Source organism: Micromonospora sp. AP08, from assembly GCF_008085935.1.
GTDB lineage: Bacteria > Actinomycetota > Actinomycetes > Mycobacteriales > Micromonosporaceae > Micromonospora > Micromonospora chersina.
Window position 1 is genome coordinate 103069 of record NZ_VSEZ01000016.1, and the last position, 20774, is coordinate 123842.

At 70.6% G+C, this 20774-nt stretch carries 21 protein-coding genes; 10 read left to right on the top strand and 11 right to left on the bottom strand.

Annotation, left to right across the window (positions count from 1 at the left end; all coding sequences use genetic code 11):
• Nucleotides 1–16 precede the first annotated feature (16 nt).
• Genes FXF50_RS23845 through FXF50_RS23855 form a run of 3 tightly spaced genes read right to left on the bottom strand, consistent with a single transcriptional unit; the run spans nucleotide 17 to nucleotide 3199 of the window.
• Complete coding sequence (locus tag FXF50_RS23845) at nucleotides 17–859, bottom strand: carbohydrate ABC transporter permease (RefSeq protein ID WP_148431100.1); 843 nt, start codon at nucleotides 857–859, stop codon at nucleotides 17–19.
• On the bottom strand, nucleotides 856–1854 hold the full coding sequence (locus FXF50_RS23850; protein ID WP_148431101.1) for a carbohydrate ABC transporter permease: 999 nt from the start codon (nucleotides 1852–1854) through the stop codon (nucleotides 856–858). The genes FXF50_RS23845 and FXF50_RS23850 overlap by 4 nt, the downstream gene beginning before the upstream one ends.
• Nucleotides 1855–1906: 52 nt before the next feature.
• Nucleotides 1907–3199 carry an extracellular solute-binding protein gene (locus FXF50_RS23855; RefSeq protein ID WP_148431102.1) on the bottom strand — a complete coding sequence of 431 codons (1293 nt, stop codon included), beginning with the start codon at nucleotides 3197–3199 and terminating at the stop codon, nucleotides 1907–1909.
• A 256-nt stretch (nucleotides 3200–3455) separates the two neighbouring features.
• Here FXF50_RS23855 and FXF50_RS23860 point away from each other — a divergent pair, with 256 nt between their 5' ends.
• The 3 genes from FXF50_RS23860 to FXF50_RS23870 all read left to right on the top strand — a co-directional run bounded on the left by FXF50_RS23860 (nucleotide 3456) and on the right by FXF50_RS23870 (nucleotide 8107).
• On the top strand, nucleotides 3456–5081 hold the full coding sequence (locus FXF50_RS23860; protein ID WP_148431103.1) for a glycoside hydrolase family 43 protein: 1626 nt from the start codon (nucleotides 3456–3458) through the stop codon (nucleotides 5079–5081).
• Nucleotides 5082–5225: 144 nt separating this feature from the next.
• A complete protein-coding gene (locus FXF50_RS23865; RefSeq protein WP_148431104.1) occupies nucleotides 5226–6419 on the top strand; it encodes an endo-1,4-beta-xylanase in 1194 nt (397 codons plus the stop codon).
• Between the two features lie 278 nt (nucleotides 6420–6697).
• Complete coding sequence (locus FXF50_RS23870) at nucleotides 6698–8107, top strand: endo-1,4-beta-xylanase (RefSeq protein WP_148431105.1); 1410 nt, start codon at nucleotides 6698–6700, stop codon at nucleotides 8105–8107.
• 57 nt (nucleotides 8108–8164) lie between these two features.
• Here the strand turns inward: FXF50_RS23870 and FXF50_RS23875 are convergent, their stop codons facing one another.
• On the bottom strand, nucleotides 8165–9049 hold the full coding sequence (locus FXF50_RS23875; protein WP_148431106.1) for an aminoglycoside phosphotransferase family protein: 885 nt from the start codon (nucleotides 9047–9049) through the stop codon (nucleotides 8165–8167).
• Between the two features lie 178 nt (nucleotides 9050–9227).
• Between FXF50_RS23875 and FXF50_RS23880 the strand changes: the two genes are divergently transcribed.
• Nucleotides 9228–9821, top strand: coding sequence for a hypothetical protein (locus FXF50_RS23880; protein WP_148431107.1), 594 nt, complete (start codon nucleotides 9228–9230; stop codon nucleotides 9819–9821).
• A 24-nt stretch (nucleotides 9822–9845) separates the two neighbouring features.
• On the top strand, nucleotides 9846–10157 hold the full coding sequence (locus FXF50_RS23885) for a hypothetical protein (protein ID WP_148431108.1): 312 nt from the start codon (nucleotides 9846–9848) through the stop codon (nucleotides 10155–10157).
• Nucleotides 10158–10171: 14 nt separating this feature from the next.
• Here FXF50_RS23885 and FXF50_RS23890 read toward each other — a convergent pair whose 3' ends face one another.
• The 3 genes from FXF50_RS23890 to FXF50_RS23900 form a co-directional block, all read right to left on the bottom strand.
• The gene (locus FXF50_RS23890) at nucleotides 10172–11761 is read right to left on the bottom strand and encodes a hypothetical protein (RefSeq protein WP_148431109.1); all 1590 of its coding nucleotides are present in this window, start codon (nucleotides 11759–11761) and stop codon (nucleotides 10172–10174) included.
• Between the two features lie 198 nt (nucleotides 11762–11959).
• On the bottom strand, nucleotides 11960–13051 hold the full coding sequence (locus FXF50_RS23895; protein ID WP_187399786.1) for a winged helix DNA-binding domain-containing protein: 1092 nt from the start codon (nucleotides 13049–13051) through the stop codon (nucleotides 11960–11962).
• A gap of 48 nt (nucleotides 13052–13099) precedes the next feature.
• Nucleotides 13100–13630: a GNAT family N-acetyltransferase gene (locus FXF50_RS23900; RefSeq protein WP_148431110.1), complete on the bottom strand. Its 531-nt coding sequence runs from the start codon at nucleotides 13628–13630 to the stop codon at nucleotides 13100–13102.
• A 73-nt stretch (nucleotides 13631–13703) separates the two neighbouring features.
• On the opposite strand from FXF50_RS23900, the gene FXF50_RS23905 reads away from it, so the two are divergent.
• Nucleotides 13704–15368 (top strand): DUF885 domain-containing protein, encoded by a 1665-nt coding sequence (locus FXF50_RS23905; RefSeq protein ID WP_148431111.1) that lies wholly within the window; start codon nucleotides 13704–13706, stop codon nucleotides 15366–15368.
• A gap of 89 nt (nucleotides 15369–15457) precedes the next feature.
• Nucleotides 15458–16036, top strand: a complete 579-nt coding sequence (locus FXF50_RS23910) for a GNAT family N-acetyltransferase (RefSeq protein ID WP_148431112.1) — start codon at nucleotides 15458–15460, stop codon at nucleotides 16034–16036.
• On the opposite strand, the gene FXF50_RS23915 is transcribed toward FXF50_RS23910, so the two are convergent.
• From FXF50_RS23915 to FXF50_RS29995, 4 genes are all read right to left on the bottom strand, one after another.
• Nucleotides 16021–16395 (bottom strand): phosphotransferase, encoded by a 375-nt coding sequence (locus tag FXF50_RS23915; RefSeq protein WP_148431113.1) that lies wholly within the window; start codon nucleotides 16393–16395, stop codon nucleotides 16021–16023. The two genes, FXF50_RS23910 and FXF50_RS23915, sit on opposite strands and share 16 nt — an antisense overlap.
• Nucleotides 16325–16618, bottom strand: a complete 294-nt coding sequence (locus FXF50_RS29415) for a hypothetical protein (RefSeq protein ID WP_187399788.1) — start codon at nucleotides 16616–16618, stop codon at nucleotides 16325–16327. Before FXF50_RS29415 ends, FXF50_RS23915 begins: the two co-directional genes overlap by 71 nt.
• Nucleotides 16619–16717: 99 nt before the next feature.
• A complete protein-coding gene (gene mraY, locus FXF50_RS23920) occupies nucleotides 16718–17821 on the bottom strand; it encodes a phospho-N-acetylmuramoyl-pentapeptide-transferase (RefSeq protein WP_148431114.1) in 1104 nt (367 codons plus the stop codon).
• Complete coding sequence (locus tag FXF50_RS29995) at nucleotides 17818–17940, bottom strand: hypothetical protein (protein WP_255510168.1); 123 nt, start codon at nucleotides 17938–17940, stop codon at nucleotides 17818–17820. The genes mraY and FXF50_RS29995 overlap by 4 nt, the downstream gene beginning before the upstream one ends.
• 200 nt (nucleotides 17941–18140) lie before the next feature.
• On the opposite strand from FXF50_RS29995, the gene FXF50_RS23925 reads away from it, so the two are divergent.
• From FXF50_RS23925 to FXF50_RS23935, 3 genes are all read left to right on the top strand, one after another.
• The gene (locus FXF50_RS23925; protein ID WP_148431115.1) at nucleotides 18141–18608 is read left to right on the top strand and encodes a MarR family winged helix-turn-helix transcriptional regulator; all 468 of its coding nucleotides are present in this window, start codon (nucleotides 18141–18143) and stop codon (nucleotides 18606–18608) included.
• Nucleotides 18609–18851: 243 nt separating this feature from the next.
• Nucleotides 18852–20033, top strand: coding sequence for a low temperature requirement protein A (locus tag FXF50_RS23930; RefSeq protein WP_148431116.1), 1182 nt, complete (start codon nucleotides 18852–18854; stop codon nucleotides 20031–20033).
• Between the two features lie 72 nt (nucleotides 20034–20105).
• Nucleotides 20106–20618, top strand: coding sequence for a hypothetical protein (locus FXF50_RS23935; protein WP_148431117.1), 513 nt, complete (start codon nucleotides 20106–20108; stop codon nucleotides 20616–20618).
• Nucleotides 20619–20774: the final 156 nt, after the last annotated feature.

Consider the following 20774-nt stretch of genomic DNA (forward strand, 5'->3'; position numbering starts at 1 on the left):
GGGCACCCGGGCCCGCTCAGCCCTTGACGCTGCCCGCCAGGCCCCCGATGAGCTGACGCTCGGCCACCGCGTAGAAGCCCAGCGCCGGCACCATGGAGAGCACCACGTACGCGAGCACCCGCGCGGTGTCGTCGGAGTACTGCCCCTGGAAGGCCTGCACCCCGACGGGCAACGTCCACCAGCTCTGGTCGGTGAAGACCACCAGCGGCAGCATGAAGTTGTTCCAGCTCGCCACGATCGCCAGCACCGAGACGGTGGCCAGCGCCGGGCGGGCCATCGGCAGCAGCACCCGCCAGAAGAACCCGAACGGGCTGCACCCGTCGAGCGTCGCGGCCTCCTCGACCTCGGCGGGGATGGTGCGGAAGAACTGCCGCAGGATGATGATGGTGACCGGCAGCCCGAACGCGGCCTGCGGCAGGATGACGCCGAGCGGGTTGTCCAGCAGGCCCATGGTCCGCAGCAGGATGAACAGCGGCAGGATGGCCACCGCGAACGGGAACATCAGTCCCACCGCGAAGAGGGTGAACAGGAACTCCCGGCCCCGGAAGGAGAACCGGGCGAACACGAAGGCGGCCATCGCTGCGGCGCCGACCACGACGAACGTGGTGGCCAGGGCGATCAGCGTGCTGTTGCCGAGCTGCCGCCAGAACACGCCGGAGGCCAGGATGCCGGTGTAGTTCTCCGGCACCCACGGGTCGGGCCAGCCGAGCGGGTTGCTCGACAGCTGGCCGTTGTCCTTGAACCCGCCGAGCACCCCGAACCCGATGGGCACCACGATGAGCGCGCCCACCGCGACGGAGATCAGGTGCAGGACGAGGGAACGGGTCCGCTCGCCGGGCTTCGGCCTGGTGGTGGTCATCCCTGGACTCCCCTGGTGGTGATCGCGCCCTCGGTGTCCCGCCGCAGCACGTACCGCTGGTAGAACAGCGCGAAGACGAGGCTCAGGATGAACATGACCATGCTGATCGCGCTGGCGTAGCCGACCTCGAACCGGCGGAAGCCGTACTGGTACATGGTCACGGCCATGGTCTCGGACGAGTGGATCGGGCCGCCGCCGGTGAGCACCCAGACCATGTCGAAGAGCTGGATGGTGCCGATCACCGACAGGAAGATGCTGATCCGGATGGTGGGGCCCAGCAGTGGCAGCGTGACGTGCCGGAACACCTGCCAGGCACCGGCCCCGTCGGTGGCCGCGGCCTCGGTCAGCTCCCGGGGGATGCCCTGCCGGCCGGCCAGGTACAGGACCATGTGGAAGCCGAAGTACTTCCAGGAGATCACCAGGAACAGGGCGAGCAGCACCGTGTCCGGGTCCGCGAAGATGGCGCCGGCGTCCGCGCCGAGCCACCGGGCCAGGCCCTCGCCGAGGCCCCGGCTCGGAGAGAACACCAGCGTGAACAGCACGCCGGTGGTGACCTCGGAGAGCACGTACGGCGCGAAGAAGACCAGCCGGTAGGCGCGGCGGCCGGACAGCCGCTGGTTGAGCAGCATGGCCAGGCCCAGCGACACCGGCAGCTGGATGACCAGCGACAGGACGATCAGCAGGAAGGCCCGCCAGAGGTCGCCCCGGAAGGTGGGATCGCCGAAGGCGCGGGTGAAGTTCTCCAGCCCGACGTTGTTCTCCGGCAGGCCGAAGCCGTTCCACTTGAACACGCTGGCGTAGCTGGCGACCAGGATCGGTGCGACCACCAGCAGCAGGAACAGCACCAGCGCCGGGGCCAGGAAGAGGGCGATGGTGCTCAGGCGGCCGATCCGTGGCCGGGCCCGGCGGCCACGCGGGTGCGTGGTCGCCGGGCCCGCCGGGAGCTCGGTCGCCGGATCGGCGGGTCGCAGGCCGGGCATCGTCGACGGAGTCATCGTGCCTGCTCCACTCGGTTGTCGGCGGCGGCTTCGGGGTGGTGGGACATCGCTACTGGCTCTTCGCCACCGTGGAGATGTCCTTGACGATCTGCTCCGGCGTCTTCGAGCCGGCGATCAGCTCGGCCACGCTGTCGTTGACCTGCTGGCCGACCGCCGGCGGGTACGCCTGGTCCAGGTAGAGCTGGAACCCGGTCGCGCTCGCCAGGGTCTCCGCCACGGTCTTGTTGTTGGCGTCCTTGATCCCGTCGACCGCGTCCTTGACCGTGGGCAGCACGGCGCCGGTCGCGGCGGCCTTGCGCTGGTTGCCGACCTCCAGCAGCATCTTCAGGAAGTCGACGGTCGCCGCGGGGGCGTCCTTGCCCACCGCGAAGCCGTTGCCGCCGCCGAACGCCTCGGCCACCGAGCCCTTGCCGCCGTCGACGGCCGGGAACGGGAAGAAGCCGAGCTTGTCGCCCAGCCCCTTCTTGCTCGTGGAGGAGGATGCCTCCACGGCCGGGGCCCACTGGCCCATCAGCTCCATGGCCGCGCCGCCGTTGCCCATCGTGGCGGCCTGCCCGTCCGGCGTGCCGTATCCGGCGCCGAGGAAGCCCTTCTGGAACGGCTTGAGGTCGACCAGTTCCTTCAGGCGCTGGCCGGCCGCGACGAAGTCCGGGGTGTCGAAGTTGTGGTCCTTCGCGGCCTGCTGCAACGCCCCGAGGCCGCCGATGCGCATGGCCAGGTACGCCCAGTAGTAGTGACCGGGCCACTTCTCCTTGCCGGCCAGCGCGATCGGGACGACACCGGCGGCCTTGATCCGGCCGACCGCCGTCAGCAGCTCGGCCCAGGTCTTCGGCGCGGCGGTGACGCCCGCCTTGGCGAAGAGGTCCTTGTTGTACCAGAAGCCGACCATGCCGATGTCGAACGGGACACCGTAGATCTTGCCGTCGATGGTGAACGGCTGCACCGACGCCGGCAGCAGGTTGCCGATCCAGGGCTTCACGTCGTCGGTGAGGTCCTTGACCAGGCCCGCGTCGACCTGCTGCTTGAGCACGCCCCCGCCCCACGACTGGAACAGGTCCGGCGGCGAGCCCGCCTGTGTGGCGGTGGTGAGCTTCGCCTTGAACGCCTCGTTCTCCAGCGGCTGGACGGTGACCTTGACGTTGCTGTGCGCGGCCTCGTACTCCTTGGCCATGGCCGCCCAGACCGGCAGCATCGGCTCGGTGTTCTGGATGTGCCACCAGTTGATGGTCTGCGGCGCGTTCGGATCGTCGGCCTTGTCATCGCCGCAGGCGCCGAGCAGGAGCGCGCCGGCGCCGGCGCCGGCCAGACCCAGCAGCGATCTGCGGGAGAGGTGCGCTGTCATGTGCCATCCCTTCGAGGACTCAACGAGGTGCTCGGACGCGGAACTGATCAACGGACCGCGTCGGAACCGCGGCCCCGGAAGTTTCGGTCAACCTGCCGGTATTTTCAGGTGATGGCGGGCACGTTACGACGCCCCATGTTCGCGGTCAAGGCCCTGTCGCAACTCGACTTCAACCGTTACGGTGGGCGGGATTTCTGAAAGTTCCGGGCGAATGCTTCCGGAAATTTGACGGAGGACCGATCAAAAGGAGCCGTACATGTCGACCGAGATCGCAGACGTGGCCACCGCCGCCCGGTCGATCCGCAACCCGGTCCTCACCGGGTTCCACCCGGATCCCTCGATCCTGCGCGTGGGGGACGACTACTACCTGGCCACGTCGACCTTCGAGTGGTACCCGGGGGTGCGCGTGCACCACTCGCGCGACCTCGTGCACTGGCGCGCACTGGGCGGGATCATCACCGACCGCCGGCTGCTGGACCTGCGCGGCTGCGGGGACTCCAACGGGGTGTGGGCCCCGGACCTGTCCTACCACGACGGCCTCTTCCACCTGGTCTACAGCGACGTGGCCAGCTTCGCCAGCGGCTACTGGGACCCGCAGAACTACCTCACCACCGCGCCGGACATCACGGGGCCCTGGTCGGATCCGGTGCCGCTGCACGCGCACGGCTTCGACGCCTCGCTCTTCCACGACACCGACGGCACCAGCTGGCTGCTGAGCATGAGCGCCGACTGGCGGCCGGGCCGGGACCGCTTCGGCGGCATCGAGATCCAGCGCTACGACCGGGACCGGCGACAGCTCGTCGGCAAGGCCGAGATCATCTTCCACGGCACCTCGGCGGGCCTGACCGAGGGGCCGCACCTCTACCGTCGCGACGGCTGGTACTGGCTGGTCACGGCCGAGGGCGGCACCAGCTGGGAGCACCAGGTGACGGTCGCCCGCTCGCGCCACCTGCACGGTCCCTACCTGGCCGACCCGGCCGGGCCGATGCTGACCTCGGTCGGCCGCCCGGACCTGCGGCTCCAGAAGGCCGGGCACGGCAGCCTGGTCCAGACCCAGCACGGCGACTGGTACCTCGCCCACCTCGTCGCCCGCCCGTACACGACCCGGGGCAACTGCGTGCTCGGCCGGGAGACCGCGATCCAGAAGGTCGACTGGCCCGCCGCCGGCTGGCCCCGGATCCCCGGCGGGGTGCCCGCCGAGGAGATCCCCGCGCCGGGCCTGCCCGCGCACCCCTGGCCGGACGAGCCCGCCACCGACGACTTCGACGGCCCCGAGCTCGGCACCTGCTGGTCGACGCTGCGCCGCCCGGCCAGCGTGGACTGGCTGGACCTGCGCGCCCGCCCCTCGCACCTGCGGGTGCACGGCGGGCAGTCCCCGGTCGGCCGGCAGCGGCCCAGCCTGGTCGCCCGCCGGGTCGGCGCCGAACGCTGCTCGCTGGAGACCGTCGTCGAGTTCGACCCCGTCGACCACCGGCACCTGGCCGGCGTCACCGCCTACTACAACACCCTCAACTGGCACTACCTCTACCTGACCCGGGACGACGACGGCCGGGCGGTGCTGGAGCTGCTCAGCTCCGACCAGGGCCGCCGGAAGACGTACCCGGAACTCACCGTCGACGTCGGCGGCGCGTCGCGGGTCGGCCTGCGGGCCGTGTTCGACGGGCCCGTGGTGCGCTTCGGCTACGACATCGGGGACGGGTGGCGCCCACTGCCCGTCGGGCTCGACGCGACGATCCTCTCCGACGAGCACGCCGCGCTGATCATCGACGGCGAGCCCGCGGCCTGGGGCTTCACCGGCGCGTTCCTCGGCCTGTGGGTGCAGGACCTCGGCAACGACGGGGTCTACGCCGACTTCGACCGGGCCACCTACCTCGAGCACTGACCGTCCGCGCGACCGCCCGTGGCCGGACCGGTCTCCGGAAGTTCCGGAGGTTGACGGGGCCAGATCGACGACCGTAACGTTCCGGCTCAGTACCGGAAATTGTCTCGGAATTTTCGGCGACCCTCCATCGGGGAAGGAACGCAGATGAAACTCAGACGGTGGATAGCCGCCGGCGCGGTCGCCATCGCGACCGTCGGGGCGCTCAACGTCGCGCCGGCCACGGCCGGCCGCCCGTACAACCCGGCCGACCAGAGCCTGCGCAACCTCGCGCTGCGCCACGGCCTGGCCATCGGCACGGCCGTCGACCTGGCCGCCCTCGACGACCCCGCCGACCCCCGGTACCGCCAGCTCGCGGCGTCGGAGTTCTCCACGGTCACCGCCGAGAACGCGATGAAGTGGGAGAGCCTGGAGCCGACCCGCGGCACCTACAACTGGGGGCCGGCCGACCAGCTCGTCGCCTTCGCCAAGCAGAACAACCAGCGCGTACGCGGGCACGTCCTGGTCTGGCACAACCAGCTGCCCGGCTGGCTGACCAGCGGCGTGGCCGACGGCTCCATCAGCACCGCCGAGCTGCGCGACATCCTGCGGAACCACATCACCGCCGTGGTCACCCACTTCAAGGGCCGGATCTGGCAGTGGGACGTGGTCAACGAGGCCGTCAGCGACCCGTGGGACACCCCGTCGACCCTGCACTACAAGGGGTTCTGGGCCCAGCACCTCGGCCCCGGCTACATCGCCGACGCCTTCCGCTGGGCCCGCGCTGCCGACCCGCACGCGCTGCTGTTCTACAACGACTACAACATCGAGGCCTTCGGCTCGGGTGACCCGGCCAACGACAAGACCCAGTTCGTGTACGACATGGCCAAGGACCTGCTGGCCCAGGGCGTGCCGATCGACGGGGTCGGGAGCCAGGGCCACCTCGGCACCCAGTACGGCAACTTCGACACCCTCCAGGTCGCCGGGGCGCTGCGGAAGTTCGCCGGGCTGGGGCTGGCCACGGCGTTCACCGAGGTCGACGTGCGCAGCCAACTGACCGCGGGCGTCCAGGCGGGCGACTCGAACGAGATCAACCCGCGGTTGCAGGCGTCGGCGGCCAACTTCAGCGTGCTCTTGCAGGCCTGCCTGGCGGAGCGGCACTGCCTGTCGTTCACGGTCTGGGGGTTCACCGACAAGCACTCCTGGGTGCCCGGCTGGTTCTCCGACCCGCCGGAGGGCCTGGCCACGATCTACGACGAGAACTACCAGCCCAAGCGGGCGTACCAGGAGATGAAGGCCGACCTGATCTACAGCGGCCCGCCGTACGTCCTGCCGCGCGTGCCGCAGCGGCCGCGCCGCTAGACGCACGTCGTCCCGAGCGGGGCCGGTCGGTCGACCGGCCCCGCTCGGCGCGTCCGGACCCACCTCGCCGTCGCGCCACGAGGCCCCTTCGGTGGCATTGATAGTTCGAAATTGTTCCGGTAGTTTTTCGAGAGATGCACTTCGATTGACTCACGGTGGGACCGGGACATGGTCCCGATCCGCGTGGCCTCCGGGCGGCCGCGCACCGAGCCGACCACCGTGGCGGGCAGTCGTCGAGGTAGCCGTCCTCATCGGTACAGACATCGAAAGGCTCCCTCATGGACAAGGTGCTCGCCCGCGGCAGCGGGAGTTCGACGGGTCGACGGCGATCCCGGGTCGCGCTGGTGTCCGCAGCGGCCGGGGTGGCGCTGGTCGCCGCGTCGGTGGCGGTGGCGACCAGCGCCAGCGCCGGGACGACCCTCGGGGCGTCGGCGGCGGAGAAGGGCCGGTACTTCGGCACCGCGGTGGCCGCGAACAAGCTGTCGGACGCCACCTACGTCGGCATCCTGAACCGCGAGTTCAACATGGTCACCCCCGAGAACGAGATGAAGTGGGACGCCACCGAGCCGTCCCAGAACCAGTTCAACTACACGAACGCCGACCGGATCGTCAGCCACGCGCAGGCCAACGGCATGCGGGTCCGCGGCCACGCGCTGGCCTGGCACTCGCAGCAACCGGGCTGGGCGCAGAACCTCTCCGGCACCGCCCTGCGGCAGGCCATGGTCAACCACATCACCCAGGTCGCCACCCACTACAGGGGCAAGATCTACGCCTGGGACGTGGTGAACGAGGCGTTCGCCGACAGCGGTGGCGTCCGCCGCGACTCCAACCTCCAGCGCACCGGCGACGACTGGATCGAGGTGGCGTTCCGCACCGCACGGGCCGCCGACCCGGGCGCGAAGCTCTGCTACAACGACTACAACACCGACAACTGGACCTGGGCGAAGACGCAGGCCGTCTACAACATGGTCAGGGACTTCAAGGCACGTGGCGTGCCCATCGACTGTGTCGGCCTCCAGTCGCACTTCAACAGCGGCTCGCCGTACCCGAGCAACTACCGCACGACCCTGCAGAACTTCGCCGCCCTCGGCGTCGACGTGCAGATCACCGAGCTCGACATCGAGGGTTCCGGCACCACCCAGGCCACCACCTACGGCAACGTCGTCAAGGACTGCCTGGCCGTGTCCCGCTGCACCGGCATCACCGTGTGGGGCATCCGCGACAGCGACTCCTGGCGGGCCAGCGGCACCCCGCTGCTCTTCGACGGCAACGGCAACAAGAAGCCGGCGTACACGGCGGTGCTCGACGCGCTCAACGGCGGCGGCACCACCCCGCCGCCCCCCACGACGACCCCGCCGCCCACCAGCGCCCCGCCGACCACCCCGCCGCCGTCCGGCAACGGCTGCACCGCGTCGCTCGTCACCAACCAGTGGCAGGGCGGCTTCGTCACCACCGTGCGGGTCACCGCCGGCACCACCGCGCTCAACGGGTGGGCCGTCGCGCTGACGCTGCCGGCGGGCGCGAGCCTGGTCAACACCTGGAACGCCCAGCCCAGCGCCACCAGCGGCGCGGTCACCTTCCGCAACGTCGCCTACAACGGCCAGGTCGCCGCCGGCACCACCACCGAGTTCGGCTTCCAGGGCAACGGCACCGCCCCCGCCGGCACACCCACCTGCACGGCCGGCTGACCGACCGCGGCCCGGCGCGGGGGTGCTCCCGCGCCGGGCCACGGTAGTTCCCTCTCGTCAGGAGCGGTCGGACAGCACCGCGCCGACCGCACGCTGCGCGACGGCGTACATCGTGGGGTTGGTCTCCCGGTAGTAGGTCAGCGCGCTGATGAAGGTCAGCGCCCACCCCTTGCCGCGCGCCCAGGTCGCGTCGTCGAACCCGGCCGTCTCGCGGAACACGTCACGCGAGTCGGCGTCGAGCAGCGTCCACGCCGCCATCGCGTCGCAGGCGGGGTCCCCGATTCCGGCCGCTCCGAAGTCGATCAGACCGCACAGCCGGCCGCCCTTGACGAGCACGTTGCCCGCCAGCAGGTCACCATGGCTCCAGACGGGCGGACCGTCCCAGGCCGGCGCGGCCAGCGCCGCCTCCCAGACGGAGATGACCGCGTCGACATCGACCAGGTCGCGGGCGGCCTCGGTCCACTCCCGCAGGTACGCGTCGCGGCCGCTCAACGGCCCGCCGCGGTACCCGACAGGGGCGCCCGCGGTGTCCGCCCGCCGCAGGCCGGTCACCAACTCCCCGAGGTCGGCGGCGAACCGTCGCGGATCGGTGTTGCCCTCCGCCGGATGTTCGCCGTCGACCCATTTACAGACCGCCCAGGGCCACGGGTACGACTCGTCCGGCCGGCCGACGGCGCACGGCTCCGGCACCACCACGGGCAGGTGTCTCGCGAGGACCGGCAGCCACTCGTGCTCGAACTCGACCTGGTCGACCGCGGATTCGATGCGTGGCAGCCGGACCGCGAGGTCGTCGCCGAGCCGGTAGATGGCATTGCTCGTACCGCCGGAGGCCACGGGAGTGACCGGCCGGTCCGCCCACCGCGGGAACTGCCCGGCGACCAGCCGGCGGACCAGGGCGGCGTCCGTGCGTACCTCGTCCTTGTGCATCTGCCCAGCGGGCATTCCGGCCCTCCTCCGGTCGCGGTCGTCCGTGCACGCTAGCCGGGCGCGCCGCCGATGTCCCCGGAGTTATCCGTGCCTGGGTGACCCGCGGCCAGCCGAGTTCGTCACACCCGTCGGGCAAGCTGGCCGCTACCGACCTGGCCGGTGCGACATCGGCCCCGAAGACCTGGAGGACACCGTGGCGGTCACCGCCGACGACCTCGACGCGGCACTGTCCAGCGTTGTCGCCAGCCTCCGACCGGCGACCGGGCTCGACTGGTCCGTGCCGGCGGGCAGCCTGGAGTGGGACTGCTGGCACACCGCCGAGCACGTCGGTGACTGCCTGATGTCGTTCGCGGGCCAGCTGGTGGCCCGGCCGGAGAAGCGGTACGTGCGCTTCATGGCAACCGCCGACAAGGACGCGTCCCCGGAAGAGGTGCTCGAGTTCGCCGAGGCGGGTGGCCGCATCCTGGCCGCCACGGTCCGCGCGTCCGGGCCGGAGGTGCGGGCCTACCACCCCACCGGTCGGGCCGATCCGGAGGGCTTCGCCGCCATGGGGTGCGTGGAGACCCTGCTGCACGGGGACGACATCGCCCAGGGCCTCGGTCTCGCCATCGATCCCCCGCGTGACGTGTGCGCGCGGCTGCTCGCTCGCCTGTTTCCGGACACGGCGCGGGACCTGGCCGACGTCGACCCGTGGGCGGCGCTGCGGTGGTCCACCGGCCGCATCGCGCTGCCGGGGCACCCGCAACTGACGGAGTGGCGCTGGCGGGCCGCCCCGTTGGGCGAATGAGCCTCTTCCCAGCAGGATGACGGCATGGACCGTTTCGAGGGCCGCTGCTGGCTGGACTGGTGGGCGAACTCCTCGACCCTGCTCGGCAGTGTCGAGGTGGCCGTCGACATTGCCGCCACCGACGCCGGCTGGCGGGCCCGGGGTCGCCTGGTCAGCGACGAGGACCAGGAACCGTTCGCATTCCTGGTCGACCTCGATCCCGTCTTCCTGTTGCGATTCGAGGATGGGAGCTCGGTCGCCGTCACCGTGCACCCCGACGGGCATCGCGACTTCATCCTCACCGAGTACGCCGGTTCGCTTCGACGCTCGGTCGAGAATCGCATCGCCCTGGAGTAGCGCCGAACCGGGAGCTACACCATCTGGGCGGTGGTCGCCTCGGCACGTGGACCCGGACGGGGGCGGTCGACCGCGCGGGCGAACCCGAAGAGCAGCACGAGCAGCACGGCACCCACCGTGGTGAAGAGCGGCAGCGTGAGGGACGGGTCCTCGATCAGGCCGCCGACCTGGGACCTCAGCACGACCGGCGCGAGCGCCGAGGCGCAGAGCATGAGCGCGGCCAGCCCGAGGACGAGCACGCCGGCAAGGTCGCCGACCCCCTGACCGGTCCGACCACCGGCCGGCTCGCCCTCGGGGGCGACGGCTGGCGCGGCGGCGGCCGGCGCATCGCCGGCGGCGGCGGAATCGCCCTCCGCGGGATCGTTGACCGTGCCGGCCGGGCCGGTGGGCGGCGTCCCCGTCGGCTCGGTCACCAGGACGATGCCGGCCCCGAAGGCCAGGCCGAGACCGACGGCGATCAGCACCGGCCCGACCGTGTCGGCCGACGGGAGTTCCGCCCGGACATCCGGCCAGAACCAAGGGGTCGCGGCAGCAGTCACCACCACTCCGATCGCGTCCCAGGGCAGCATCCGCCCCGCGTGCCGAGCCGCCAGCGCACCGCCGGCCACCGCAAGGATCCCGAACAGCAGCACGATCGACGTCCGGGTACCCGACGAGGGGCCGCCGTACGGGAACCCGAACGCCGCGACCGGCGCCGCCGCGGCCCCGAGCACCACCCAGCGTGCCGCCGGCGCGCGGCCGAGCCGGTAGGCGTACGCGGTCAGCAGGAGCGCCACCACGACGGCGAGCACCACAGCGGAGACCCGGGCGAACGACTCGATCGTCGCCTCCCGACCGGCCATCTCGTCGGAGCTGAGGCGGAGCTCCAGGATCGCACTCCTCCGCAGTGCGAGACCCAGGAGGAGCAATGCGGCGACGGCGATCACCGCCACGATCGCACCTGGCCGGAACCGGGCGGGGGCGGCCCCGCCGTGCCCGCTCCGCCGGGCGTGGGCGACGACGGCGGCGACCAGGACGAGCCCGAGAGCGAGCCAGACCTGCACGTCGAGGCCGTCCACGCTCCCCCGCTGCCCGGCGGGTGAGGATGAAGGGTGTTCCGCACGCCGAGGGAACACCGCGCGGAACAGCTCGCTGCCGACCGGGTGCAGGACCAGCCCGGCGCTCAGCCCCGCACCGACCCACCACCTGGTGGCCGGCGAAGTCTGCGCGAGCGCCAGCAGCACCCCGCCCAGGGCCAGCCCGAGGCCCGCGGTGACGGTGAGCGCGATGGCGACCTCGCCGGTCGTGCCCCGCTCGATGGGCTGCAAGCCCTTCATCACCACGTCGGCGTCGGTCAGGTCGGCGGCGAGGAGGACCGCCAGGCCGGCTGCCGCCACCGGCCACCCCGGCACCCGCGGCAGCAGCGCCGGCACGGCGATCGCCACCGCGAGCAGTGCCGCCGCGTACACGCCCGGAATCATGGGCCCGCGTAGCAGCAGGTCGGTGAAGGCGGCGAACAGCGCCAGGGGGAACCCACGGGCCGCGACGACCAGCCCGACCGCCACGGCCGCGACCAGGCCGACCAGGTCCGGCCATGCCGCCCGTGGCGCGGTGTCCTGGTTCATGGTGGCCCTCCCCCGCGCGCCGACGGACGCGGTGATGCTGCCACAGAAGTCGACGGCCGGGCGTCCCCCGAACCGCCCCCGCCGCGGACGACGCTCCCGCAACGCCACGCCGGCCGTCGGGTGCTGCTGGTCGCCGTCGTCCGGAGCCTTCTCGCTGACGAACGGCGCCCTGCCTGCCCAAGTGGGCGCGACTATCCGCTAAGCGGGGAATTCGACGCCGGCGAGAGAGACAGAGCGGTACGCGGCGAGGCGTTCAGCCTGCTCGACGATGTCATTGCGCGTGCTCGCGGCCAGTGTCCGCCAGGGCTGGACGGCGACCTTGAACGTCTTGCCCGACTTGCGGGGACGCCAGGTGCCGACCAGCTCACCGTCGACCAGGACGGCGCCGGGGCGACCCAGCACCGGCCACAACTCCTTGGCGTGGGCCGAGTCCGGCACCAGGGTTGCCCGGTCCCTGGCCTGGAGGAACAGGTCGTACGGGCCGAGCAGACGGGTTGCCGTGGCGTCGGCCGCTTCCCACGCCTGCTCGTCGGCGGCCAGCAGCGACCGCGCCTCCCCGTCGACCAGCACCTCGATCACATCTTCGGGCCAGCGTGCCTTCACGTCCTTGACCGGGGCGTCGAGATAGTCGGCCACGTGCTTGGGGGTGGCCGGGCCGAGCAGACGGAGATACGCGCGGACGAGGTCGAGCCGGTCGTCCGGGGTGGCCGCCTTCGTGAACCGTGCGATGCGTTGCAGGACCGGCGGCGACGTGTCGAGTTGCAACTCCAGCCCGGCCCGCACGGCGGCCAGCCGGAACGGCATCTCGTAGAGGTGAGTGCTGTTGCATGGCCGGCAGACCCGCAGGTACGGCTCCGGCATCACCTTGGCCAAGCGGCCGGAGACGTCCCCCTTGACCGTCGGCTGAGTGACGACGGCCCGCATGTGAGCGGCCACCTCGTCGAGGGCAGCGAGGATGCCGATCCCGGCCGCCTTCAACGGCTTCGCCGCGTCGTAGATGCGCTTCCCCGCGTCAGCGTCGGAGAACGGCTCGACCGCGGCCGCCACCTTCCCCACGTCGGCGCGGCGGTAGAGGTGAGGTGCGCCCCGTACGGTCCACAGCAGGATCAGGTCCTCCGCGGACATCGCCGACACATCGACCCCGCGGATGGCCAGCGCCCACCGGCCGCCGTCCGGACCGGTGTCCTGCACCCCGATGTCGAGCACGGCGGTGTCTCCCAGCGTGCCCTCGGCTCGGTCGAGCTGCTGGGCCCGAACGCGGAAGGTCATCACCTGGCGCTGATCAACCACCCCTACACCCTAGTGAGCGCGCCCCACAGAAGCGGTGCGCGAGGAGACTCAGCCCGTTGCCGAGGACGGCTTCACCACCTGATACATGACGTGGTCCTGCCACCGGCCGGCGATGTTGAGGTATTCCGGCGCCACGCCGAACCGCACGAACCCGTTGCGCTCCAGCACCCGCTGGGATCTGACGTTGTGCAGCAGGGTCTCCGCCTGCACCCGGTGCAGCCCCAACTCCTCGAAGGCCACCCGCACGATCTCCCGCACCGCCCCGGTCGCGAACCCTCGCCCGTTGTGGCTGGCGCTGACCCAGTAGCCCATGGCGCAGGACTGGAAGGGCCCCCGCACGATGCCGTTGAGGGTGATGCGGCCGATCACGCGACCGGACTCGTCGAGGATGACGTGGGGCAGCTTCGCACCCTGCTCGTGCTGCTGAAGATCGGCCTCGATGACGGCGCGCTTGCCGTCCGCCGTGAAGTAGTCCTCGCTCCGGATCGGGTCCCACGGCGCGAGGAACTCCCGGTTGACGCGGAGCAGCTCGGCCAGGGCCGGCGCATCCTCCACGGCGATGAGTCGGGTGATCTTCATCCGCCCATCGTTCCAGTCCTCCCCGACCGGCCGACAGCTGGCCGTCCGGTCCCACGGCCCTAGGATTGCCCTCATGATCGAGGATTTCGCGGATCGACTCCTGCGCGACATGGCCGGCCTCGATCCCTGCACGGCGGTCGTCGATGCGGGCGAGCAGCACGTCGATGGACTTACCGACTACAGCCCGGAGGGCCACCAGGCCCGCGCCGACCTCGCCGCCCGCGCCCTGCGCGAGCTCGACAGCATGGGTGACGCACCGCCGGCCCCGACCCCGCTGCACGCCCACTTCGCCGAACGGCTGCGGACGCGTATCGCCTTTCACGACGCCGGGGAGGACCTGCGCGAACTGCACACGGCGGCCACCGGTCCGCTCCAACTGATCCGGCAGGCCGTCGAGGCCGCGGTTCCCGGCCGCGGCGTCGAGGGCGTGGCCTTCGAGGAGGGCTGGGCTCGGGTGGGCGCACGCCTGGCCGCGATCCCCGTGGCCCTGGATGGGTATGCCCGCAGCCTCCTCGTCGCCGCCGAGCGCGGCATGCTGCCGGCGCGACGTCAGGTGGAGCTCGTCACCCAGCGCTGTGGTAACTGGATCGACGCCGATGCCGCCCTGGTGGATCGCTACGGCGAAGGGCGTCAGCGGGCGTCGTTGCAGGCCGCAGCGACGGGCGCGCGCGAGGCGTACCAAGAGTTGGCCCGGACGCTGACCGCGGACCTGGCGCCGCGGGCCGTCGACGAGGAGGCGTTCGGCCAGCAGCGGTACGCACTCTGGGTGCGCACCTTCCTCGCGGCCCAGCCTGACCTGCGCGAGCTGTACGACTGGGGCTGGGACGAGTTCCGGGCGACAGAGGCAGAACTGATCGCCGAAGCGAAGGCCCTGGGCGGGAGCGTGCCGGAGGTGCTTGCCCGGCTCGCCGGCCCCGACGCGCCCGGCACCCTGCACAGCAGGGAGGCGTTCGCCTCATGGCTGCAGGAGCTCCTGGAGGCCACCACCGAGCGGCTGGACGGCGAGTACTTCGACATCCCCGCCCCGCTGCGGCGCATCGAGTCGCGGTTGACCACGTCGTCCGGCGTCGCCTACATCGGGCCGTCGCGGGATCTGACGCGGCCGGGCCGCGTCTGGTGGTCCCTCCCCGAGGGCGAGGCCAGCTTCCCCACCTGGTACGCCTACAGCGTCGCCTATCACGAGGGCGTTCCCGGCCACCACCTCCACCTCGGCTCCGAGGTCTGCCGGGGCGGCCTCGGGCCGCGGCTGAACCTGCTGGGCGGCCTGTCCGCCAGCCAGGAGGGCTGGGCACTGTACGCGGAGCGGTTCATGGACGAGCTCGGACTCTACGAACAGCCGGGCGCCCGACTGGGCTATCTGTACATGCAGCTCCTGCGGGCGGCACGCGTGGTGCTCGACATCGGCCTGCACCTGCGGCTGCCGATACCCTCCGGCGACGGAGCACGGTGGACGCCGGAGGCCGCGCTGGAGTTGCTGCGGGACCGCTGCCACCAGGGGCCGTACGCGACCGCCGAGATCGCGCGTTACCTGGGTCGGCCAGGGCAGGCGCTGGCCTACAAGGCGGGTGAGCGCGTGTGGCTGGCAGGCCGCTCGTCCTTCCCCGGCGATCGGCGGGCATTCCATCGTCATGCACTGGAGCTGGGTTCGCTGGGCTTGGACCAGTTGACGGCCGCCCTCCAGGGTGATCGCGCACCACTCGTACACCGCGGTGGAACAAGCCAGGGACCTCGCTTGTAGCGGCGCGTCCGCCGATAAACCCGTTGCGGGTGGCCGGCATCAGAGGTCTGGTTGGTCGACAACCAGTCACGAGAGAGACCATGACGCGCATGTCGCTGCCCACCCCCACGCTGCACACCACTCGCCTTCGTCTGCGCACCTTCGACGAGACAGACGCGGACGGCCTCTTCGCGCTGCACAGCAACGCCTACGTGCTGCGCTACTGGGATGCGCCGCCGTGGAGCGACCGCGTGCGCGCCGAGCGGTTCATCACGGCCTGCCGGCAGATGGCAGGGGAGGGCACCGGGGCGCGGCTGGCCGTGGATCGTGTCTCCGACGGCGCGTTCATCGGCTGGTGCAGCCTCAACCGGTGGAATCCGGACTACCGCAGCGCATCGCTGGGCTACTGCTACGTCGAGGCGGCGTGGGGCCACGGCTACGCGACGGAGGCCGCGCGCGCTGTGCTGCGGTGGGCATTCGACACGCTGGACCTGAATCGCGTCCAGGCTGAGGCCGATACCCGCAACGTGGCATCCGCCCGCGTGCTGGAGAAGCTCGGGTTCGTGCGGGAAGGCACGTTGCGAGAAGACTGCGTCGTGAACGGCGAGGTCTCGGACTCGTGGGTCTACGGGCTACTCAGGCGGGAGTGGCGGCCGGACATCCCACCGGCCGATCAGTCGTGGCGGTGACGCACGAGGTAGTCGATGTAGCGGATCGTGTCCTCGCGGTCGTCCTGGCTGATCGAGTCCCACAGGTCCGCCAGCCAGTAGAGCGAGCCCGACAGCATCCAGGCCCACCCGCGCACCCAGGTCGCCTCGTCGAACCCGAGCGCCTCCCGGTAGGCGGCCCGCGCGCGGGCGTCGAACAGGCTCCAGCCCGGCCGCACCTCGACGGCCGGATCACCGCGGCCGAGACCGCCGAAGTCGATCACCCCGGTGAGCCTGCCCCGGTCGACCAGCAGGTTGCCTGCCAGGAGATCACCGTGCAGCCATACCGGCGGTCCCGGCCACTCGTCCGCCGCCATCGCCTCGTCCCACGCGGCGGTCACCGCCCGCCCGTCGATCCGGTCGCCCAGCTCGGCAATCGACCGGGTCGACCGCCCACCGCGCCCGCGGCAGCCGCGCCGTCAGGGAATCACCCAGGCGGAACAGCGCGTTGTCGGTGCCGTTCAACGGCTGCGGAACGATCGGCAGGTCCGACCATTCCGGGAACTGCTCGTCAATCAGGGCACGTACCTGCTCGGCAGCGACGACGATCTCTCCAGGGCGCATCGACGCGACCGTAGAACTCGCTCGATCAACCTGTCCATCGGATTCGGGCTGCCCGGCGAGTCACCGTCGGTGGCACGACACAGGCTTGTCGCGTGGTTCTTAGCCAACGACCGCCAAGAAATCCGAGTAGAACAGGCCCAGGCCCACCGCCACGCAGACGCCGGCCACGATCCAGAACCGGACCACGATATTGACCTCGCTCCACCCGACCAACTCGAAGTGGTGGTGCAACGGCACCATCCGGAAGACACGTCTACCGGTAGTCCGGAACGAGACGATCTGGATCACCCAGGTCGTCGTGATGATGACGAAGAGCCCGCCGATAATGATCGAAAGCAGCGTGGTGCGGGTTACCACCGCGAGCCCGCCGATCAGGCCGCCGAGCCCGAGCGCGCCCACGTCACCCATGAAGATCCGCGCCGGGGACGTGTTCCACCACAGGAAGCCCACGCAGGCGGCGGCCGCCGCCGCCGCGATCATGGCGATCTCGAGGGGATCCCGGACCTGGTAGCAGTAGTCGTTCGCGCGGGCGTACGCGTCGTCGGCGCACCAGTGCCGGTACTGCCAGAAGCCGATCAGCGCGTACGCGCCGAGCACCAGGATCGACGCGCCGGTGGCCAGGCCGTCGAGGCCGTCGGTGAGGTTCACGCCGTTCGACATCGCCGTGATCACGAAGACGAAGACCATGACCGCGCCGACCTTGCCGACGTCCAGCCAGCTGATGTCGCGGATGAGCGAGATGTGCTCGCTGGCCACGGTCTGGCCGTTGGTGCTCGGCACGTAGAGCGCGGCGATGCCGAATCCGCCGGCGACGATCGCCTGGCCGAGCAGCTTGCCCTTGGCGGACAGTCCGTCGGAGTTGCGCCGGAGCACCTTGAGGAGGTCGTCGAAGAAGCCGACCGCGCCGCAGAAGACGAACAGCCCGAGCAGCACCAGCGCCGTCATGGTCGGCCCCTCCTGCGCGATCTGCCGCTCGGGCAGGGTGGTCAGGGCGAGGTGCCCGGCCACGTAGGCGAGGACGGTCGCCACGATGAAGACGACGCCGCCCATCGCTGGCGTGCCCTTCTTGCCCTCGTTGCTGGCGAGGCCGATGGATCGGATCGGCTGGCCGGCCTTGAGCGCGGTGAAGACGCGAATCGCCACCGGCGTGCCGAGCAGGGAGATGAGGAACGCGACCGCGGCCGCGACGATGACCGCCCTCACGGGCGAACCTCCGCGGGATCCGGATTTCCCACGGCGACCCCACCGAGCTTCCAGATCAGCGCCTGACGTCTCGGCCCGAGGTGGCCGTGCAGATCGTCCTTCGGGAAATCATCGATCATGAGGCACGAGCTTGCCATCCGGCGGCGAACGGAGCAGCCCCTGGGCCTTGGTGCAGCTGCGGCAACCTTCCATCGGGTCGGTGGACGTGCGCCGTCGCTCGTACCCGTCGTCACCCCCCACGCCCTCCGACCTGTTGACCTAAACCATGCTTGAGGTTCTACGGTCACGCGAGTAACGATCACTCCACTGGGGCGGCACCATGACGATCGATCAGATAACCGACGCCGAACTGGCAACTCAGCCGGCGGCCTACTGGACGCGCCTGGCCTACGAGGCCCTCATCGCCTTCACCCGCGCTCAGCAGGCCGAGTTCGGCTTCACGCAGCCTCAGTTCTGGCTGCTGCGCAACCTGTCGAAGAACGACATCTCCCCTGACGGCCACGGCATGACCATCCCTGAACTCCAGGAGGCCATGGCCACCTACATCAAGCCCGAGGACGACCTGCACGCCGAAGCGCAGGTACTCCTGGAACGGGGTTGGATCAGCCGTGACAGCGACAGCCGACTGTGGATCACCGAAGCCGGCGAGCAGGCGCGCGTCGACTTGAAGACCCACGCGCCGGCCATCCGGGCGCGCATCCACCAAGGAATCGATGACGCCGACTATGTCACCGCCCTGAAGGTGCTACGACGGATGATCGAGAATACCGGGGGCAGCCAGGTCTAGGAGCGATCGCCATCCCGAGGCTCCCAGGACATCACGCTCCGCCGGCCGGCCCGACGCTTGGCCAGGGGTCGACGAGCTGATCCCATCCAGCGGCGACGGGCGAAAGGAATTCACTCGGCCGTCGCCCGTCCGTGTAACGCGGGTCGCTCGATCCCATTCATCGCAGCACGTCCGCGGTCACCGCCGCGGCCGCATGTCAGAATGCCCCCAAACCTGGAGTAGAGCTGCAGAACGGGCGAGCCGATGACGACGAGCAGGGCGGCCGAGCTGCTGCGGAGACCCGGGGATCCACAGCGGGCCACGTTCCTGGAACTCTTCTTCGACCTGGTGTTCGTCCTCGCGCTCGCTCAGCTCTCTCGCGGCCTGGCCGAGGATCTCGGGTGGAGCGGTGCCTTCCGGGTGCTGGTGCTGTTGGGGGCCATGTGGTGGGTCTGGGCCAGCACCGCGTGGCTGACCGACCGGACGGACCCGCATCGACCGACAATCCAGGCGCTGGTCATCGCAACCATGGTCGGCAGCCTGGTGATGGCGGCCGCGGTGCCCGAAGCATTCGGCGACAAGGGTCTGATCTTCGCGGGCGCCTACGTCGCCGTCCAGCTCAGCCGCGGGCTCGTCCTCATGGCCGTTCTGCGGGGCCACAAACTGCAGCGCAACGCCGTGCGCGGGCTGTTCTGGTACGGGCTGTCGGCGGTGCCGTGGATCGCGGGAGCGCTCGTGCATGGCACGGCGCGGGGCGGGTTGTGGGCACTCGCGGTCGTCCTTGACCACACGGCAGGCAGAACCGGCTTCCCCACCCCCGGGGCGGGCCGTGCGCCCGGCCAGGACCTTGTGATCTCGGGCGAGCACCTGTCCGAGCGCTACCGGCAGTTCTTCATCATCGCGCTCGGCGAGCTGATCCTGGTTACCGGACTGGCGCTGAGCAGCAGCGGCTTCGCGCCTGACGCGGCTGCCGCCTTCGCAGTGTCGATCGCGACCACCGTGCTGCTGTGGCGGATTTACATATACCGTGCTGGGGAAGTCCTGGCGAAAGCGATCGCCGCGTCTACCGACCCGATCCGCCTCGCCCGATCGACGTCATACGCCCACCTGGTGATGGTGGCCGGCGTGGTCGTCGCCGCCGTCGGCGCCGAACTTGTCATCGCCCATCCACTCGGACACACCCCGCCGGCCTGGATGGCCGTCATCCTCGGCGGGCCCGGGCTGTACCTGGCCGGGCGCGCCCGCTTCGAGCACGCGGTGTTCGGCCGCGTGTCCCGGTCCCGGCCGATCGGCGTCCTTGCGCTGGCCACCCTGGCACCGGCGATGCTCCTCCTGCCGCCAGTCGTGGTCGCCGCCGCCGCTGCCTTGGTTCTGACCGGGATCGCCATCTCCGACGCAGCCCGCGCCCGCGGACGCCCGCCCGAGCCGCCGTCACCACCCGGCTAGCCGGAAGTGTCACCAGGTCCTGAGACCCGACACGGGCTGCAGCCCGCCAGGTCGTCAGGGCATGCTGAGCACGTGCACATCCCTTGGCGGACCAGCGTTGACGTGTTTGCGCAGATCCTGCGGCGGCATGGCGTCGAGCAGGACTCTGTTACCGATGTCGACGCGGCCTGGGGTGCGTTCGTTGAGTTCCTGCACCTGGACATCGACGGCCTCGACCCGGCTCCGGACTCCGATGCCGATGGCTTCATCGTCCAGTGGGGCCGACGGTCATGGAGCGACAACCGCCTGATTCTGACCTTCACCCGGCAGCTGGCCATCGCCGATGTCGGTGACCCTGCTGATCCCTACTGCCAGCCTCACCTATGGCAACTCAGCCTGGCGATGGTCTTCGATGATGAGGCCGATCTGACCGGCCTTGATCGGCTCAACGTCAAGGACACCGGTTTCAGGTTCGCCCCCACCGGGCCACTACGGGCCGCAGCCCTGGTGGACACCTGGGCGGAGATGCAACTGCATGCCCCGGTCCGAGCAGCTTGGATCGCTACCCCAGCGAGTAGCGGCTTGTCCTTCGAGTGCGTCTGCTGACTCGCCTCTGCGATTCGCTCGGCCGCTGAACACTGCTGCTTGTACTCAGCTGCCGAACGGCAGCAGAAAAGCCACCTCCCGAAGCCGGGAAGTGGCCTTTGACCTGGGTGGGCGATACTGGGATCGAACCACTGACCTCTTCGGTGTGAAGCAGGA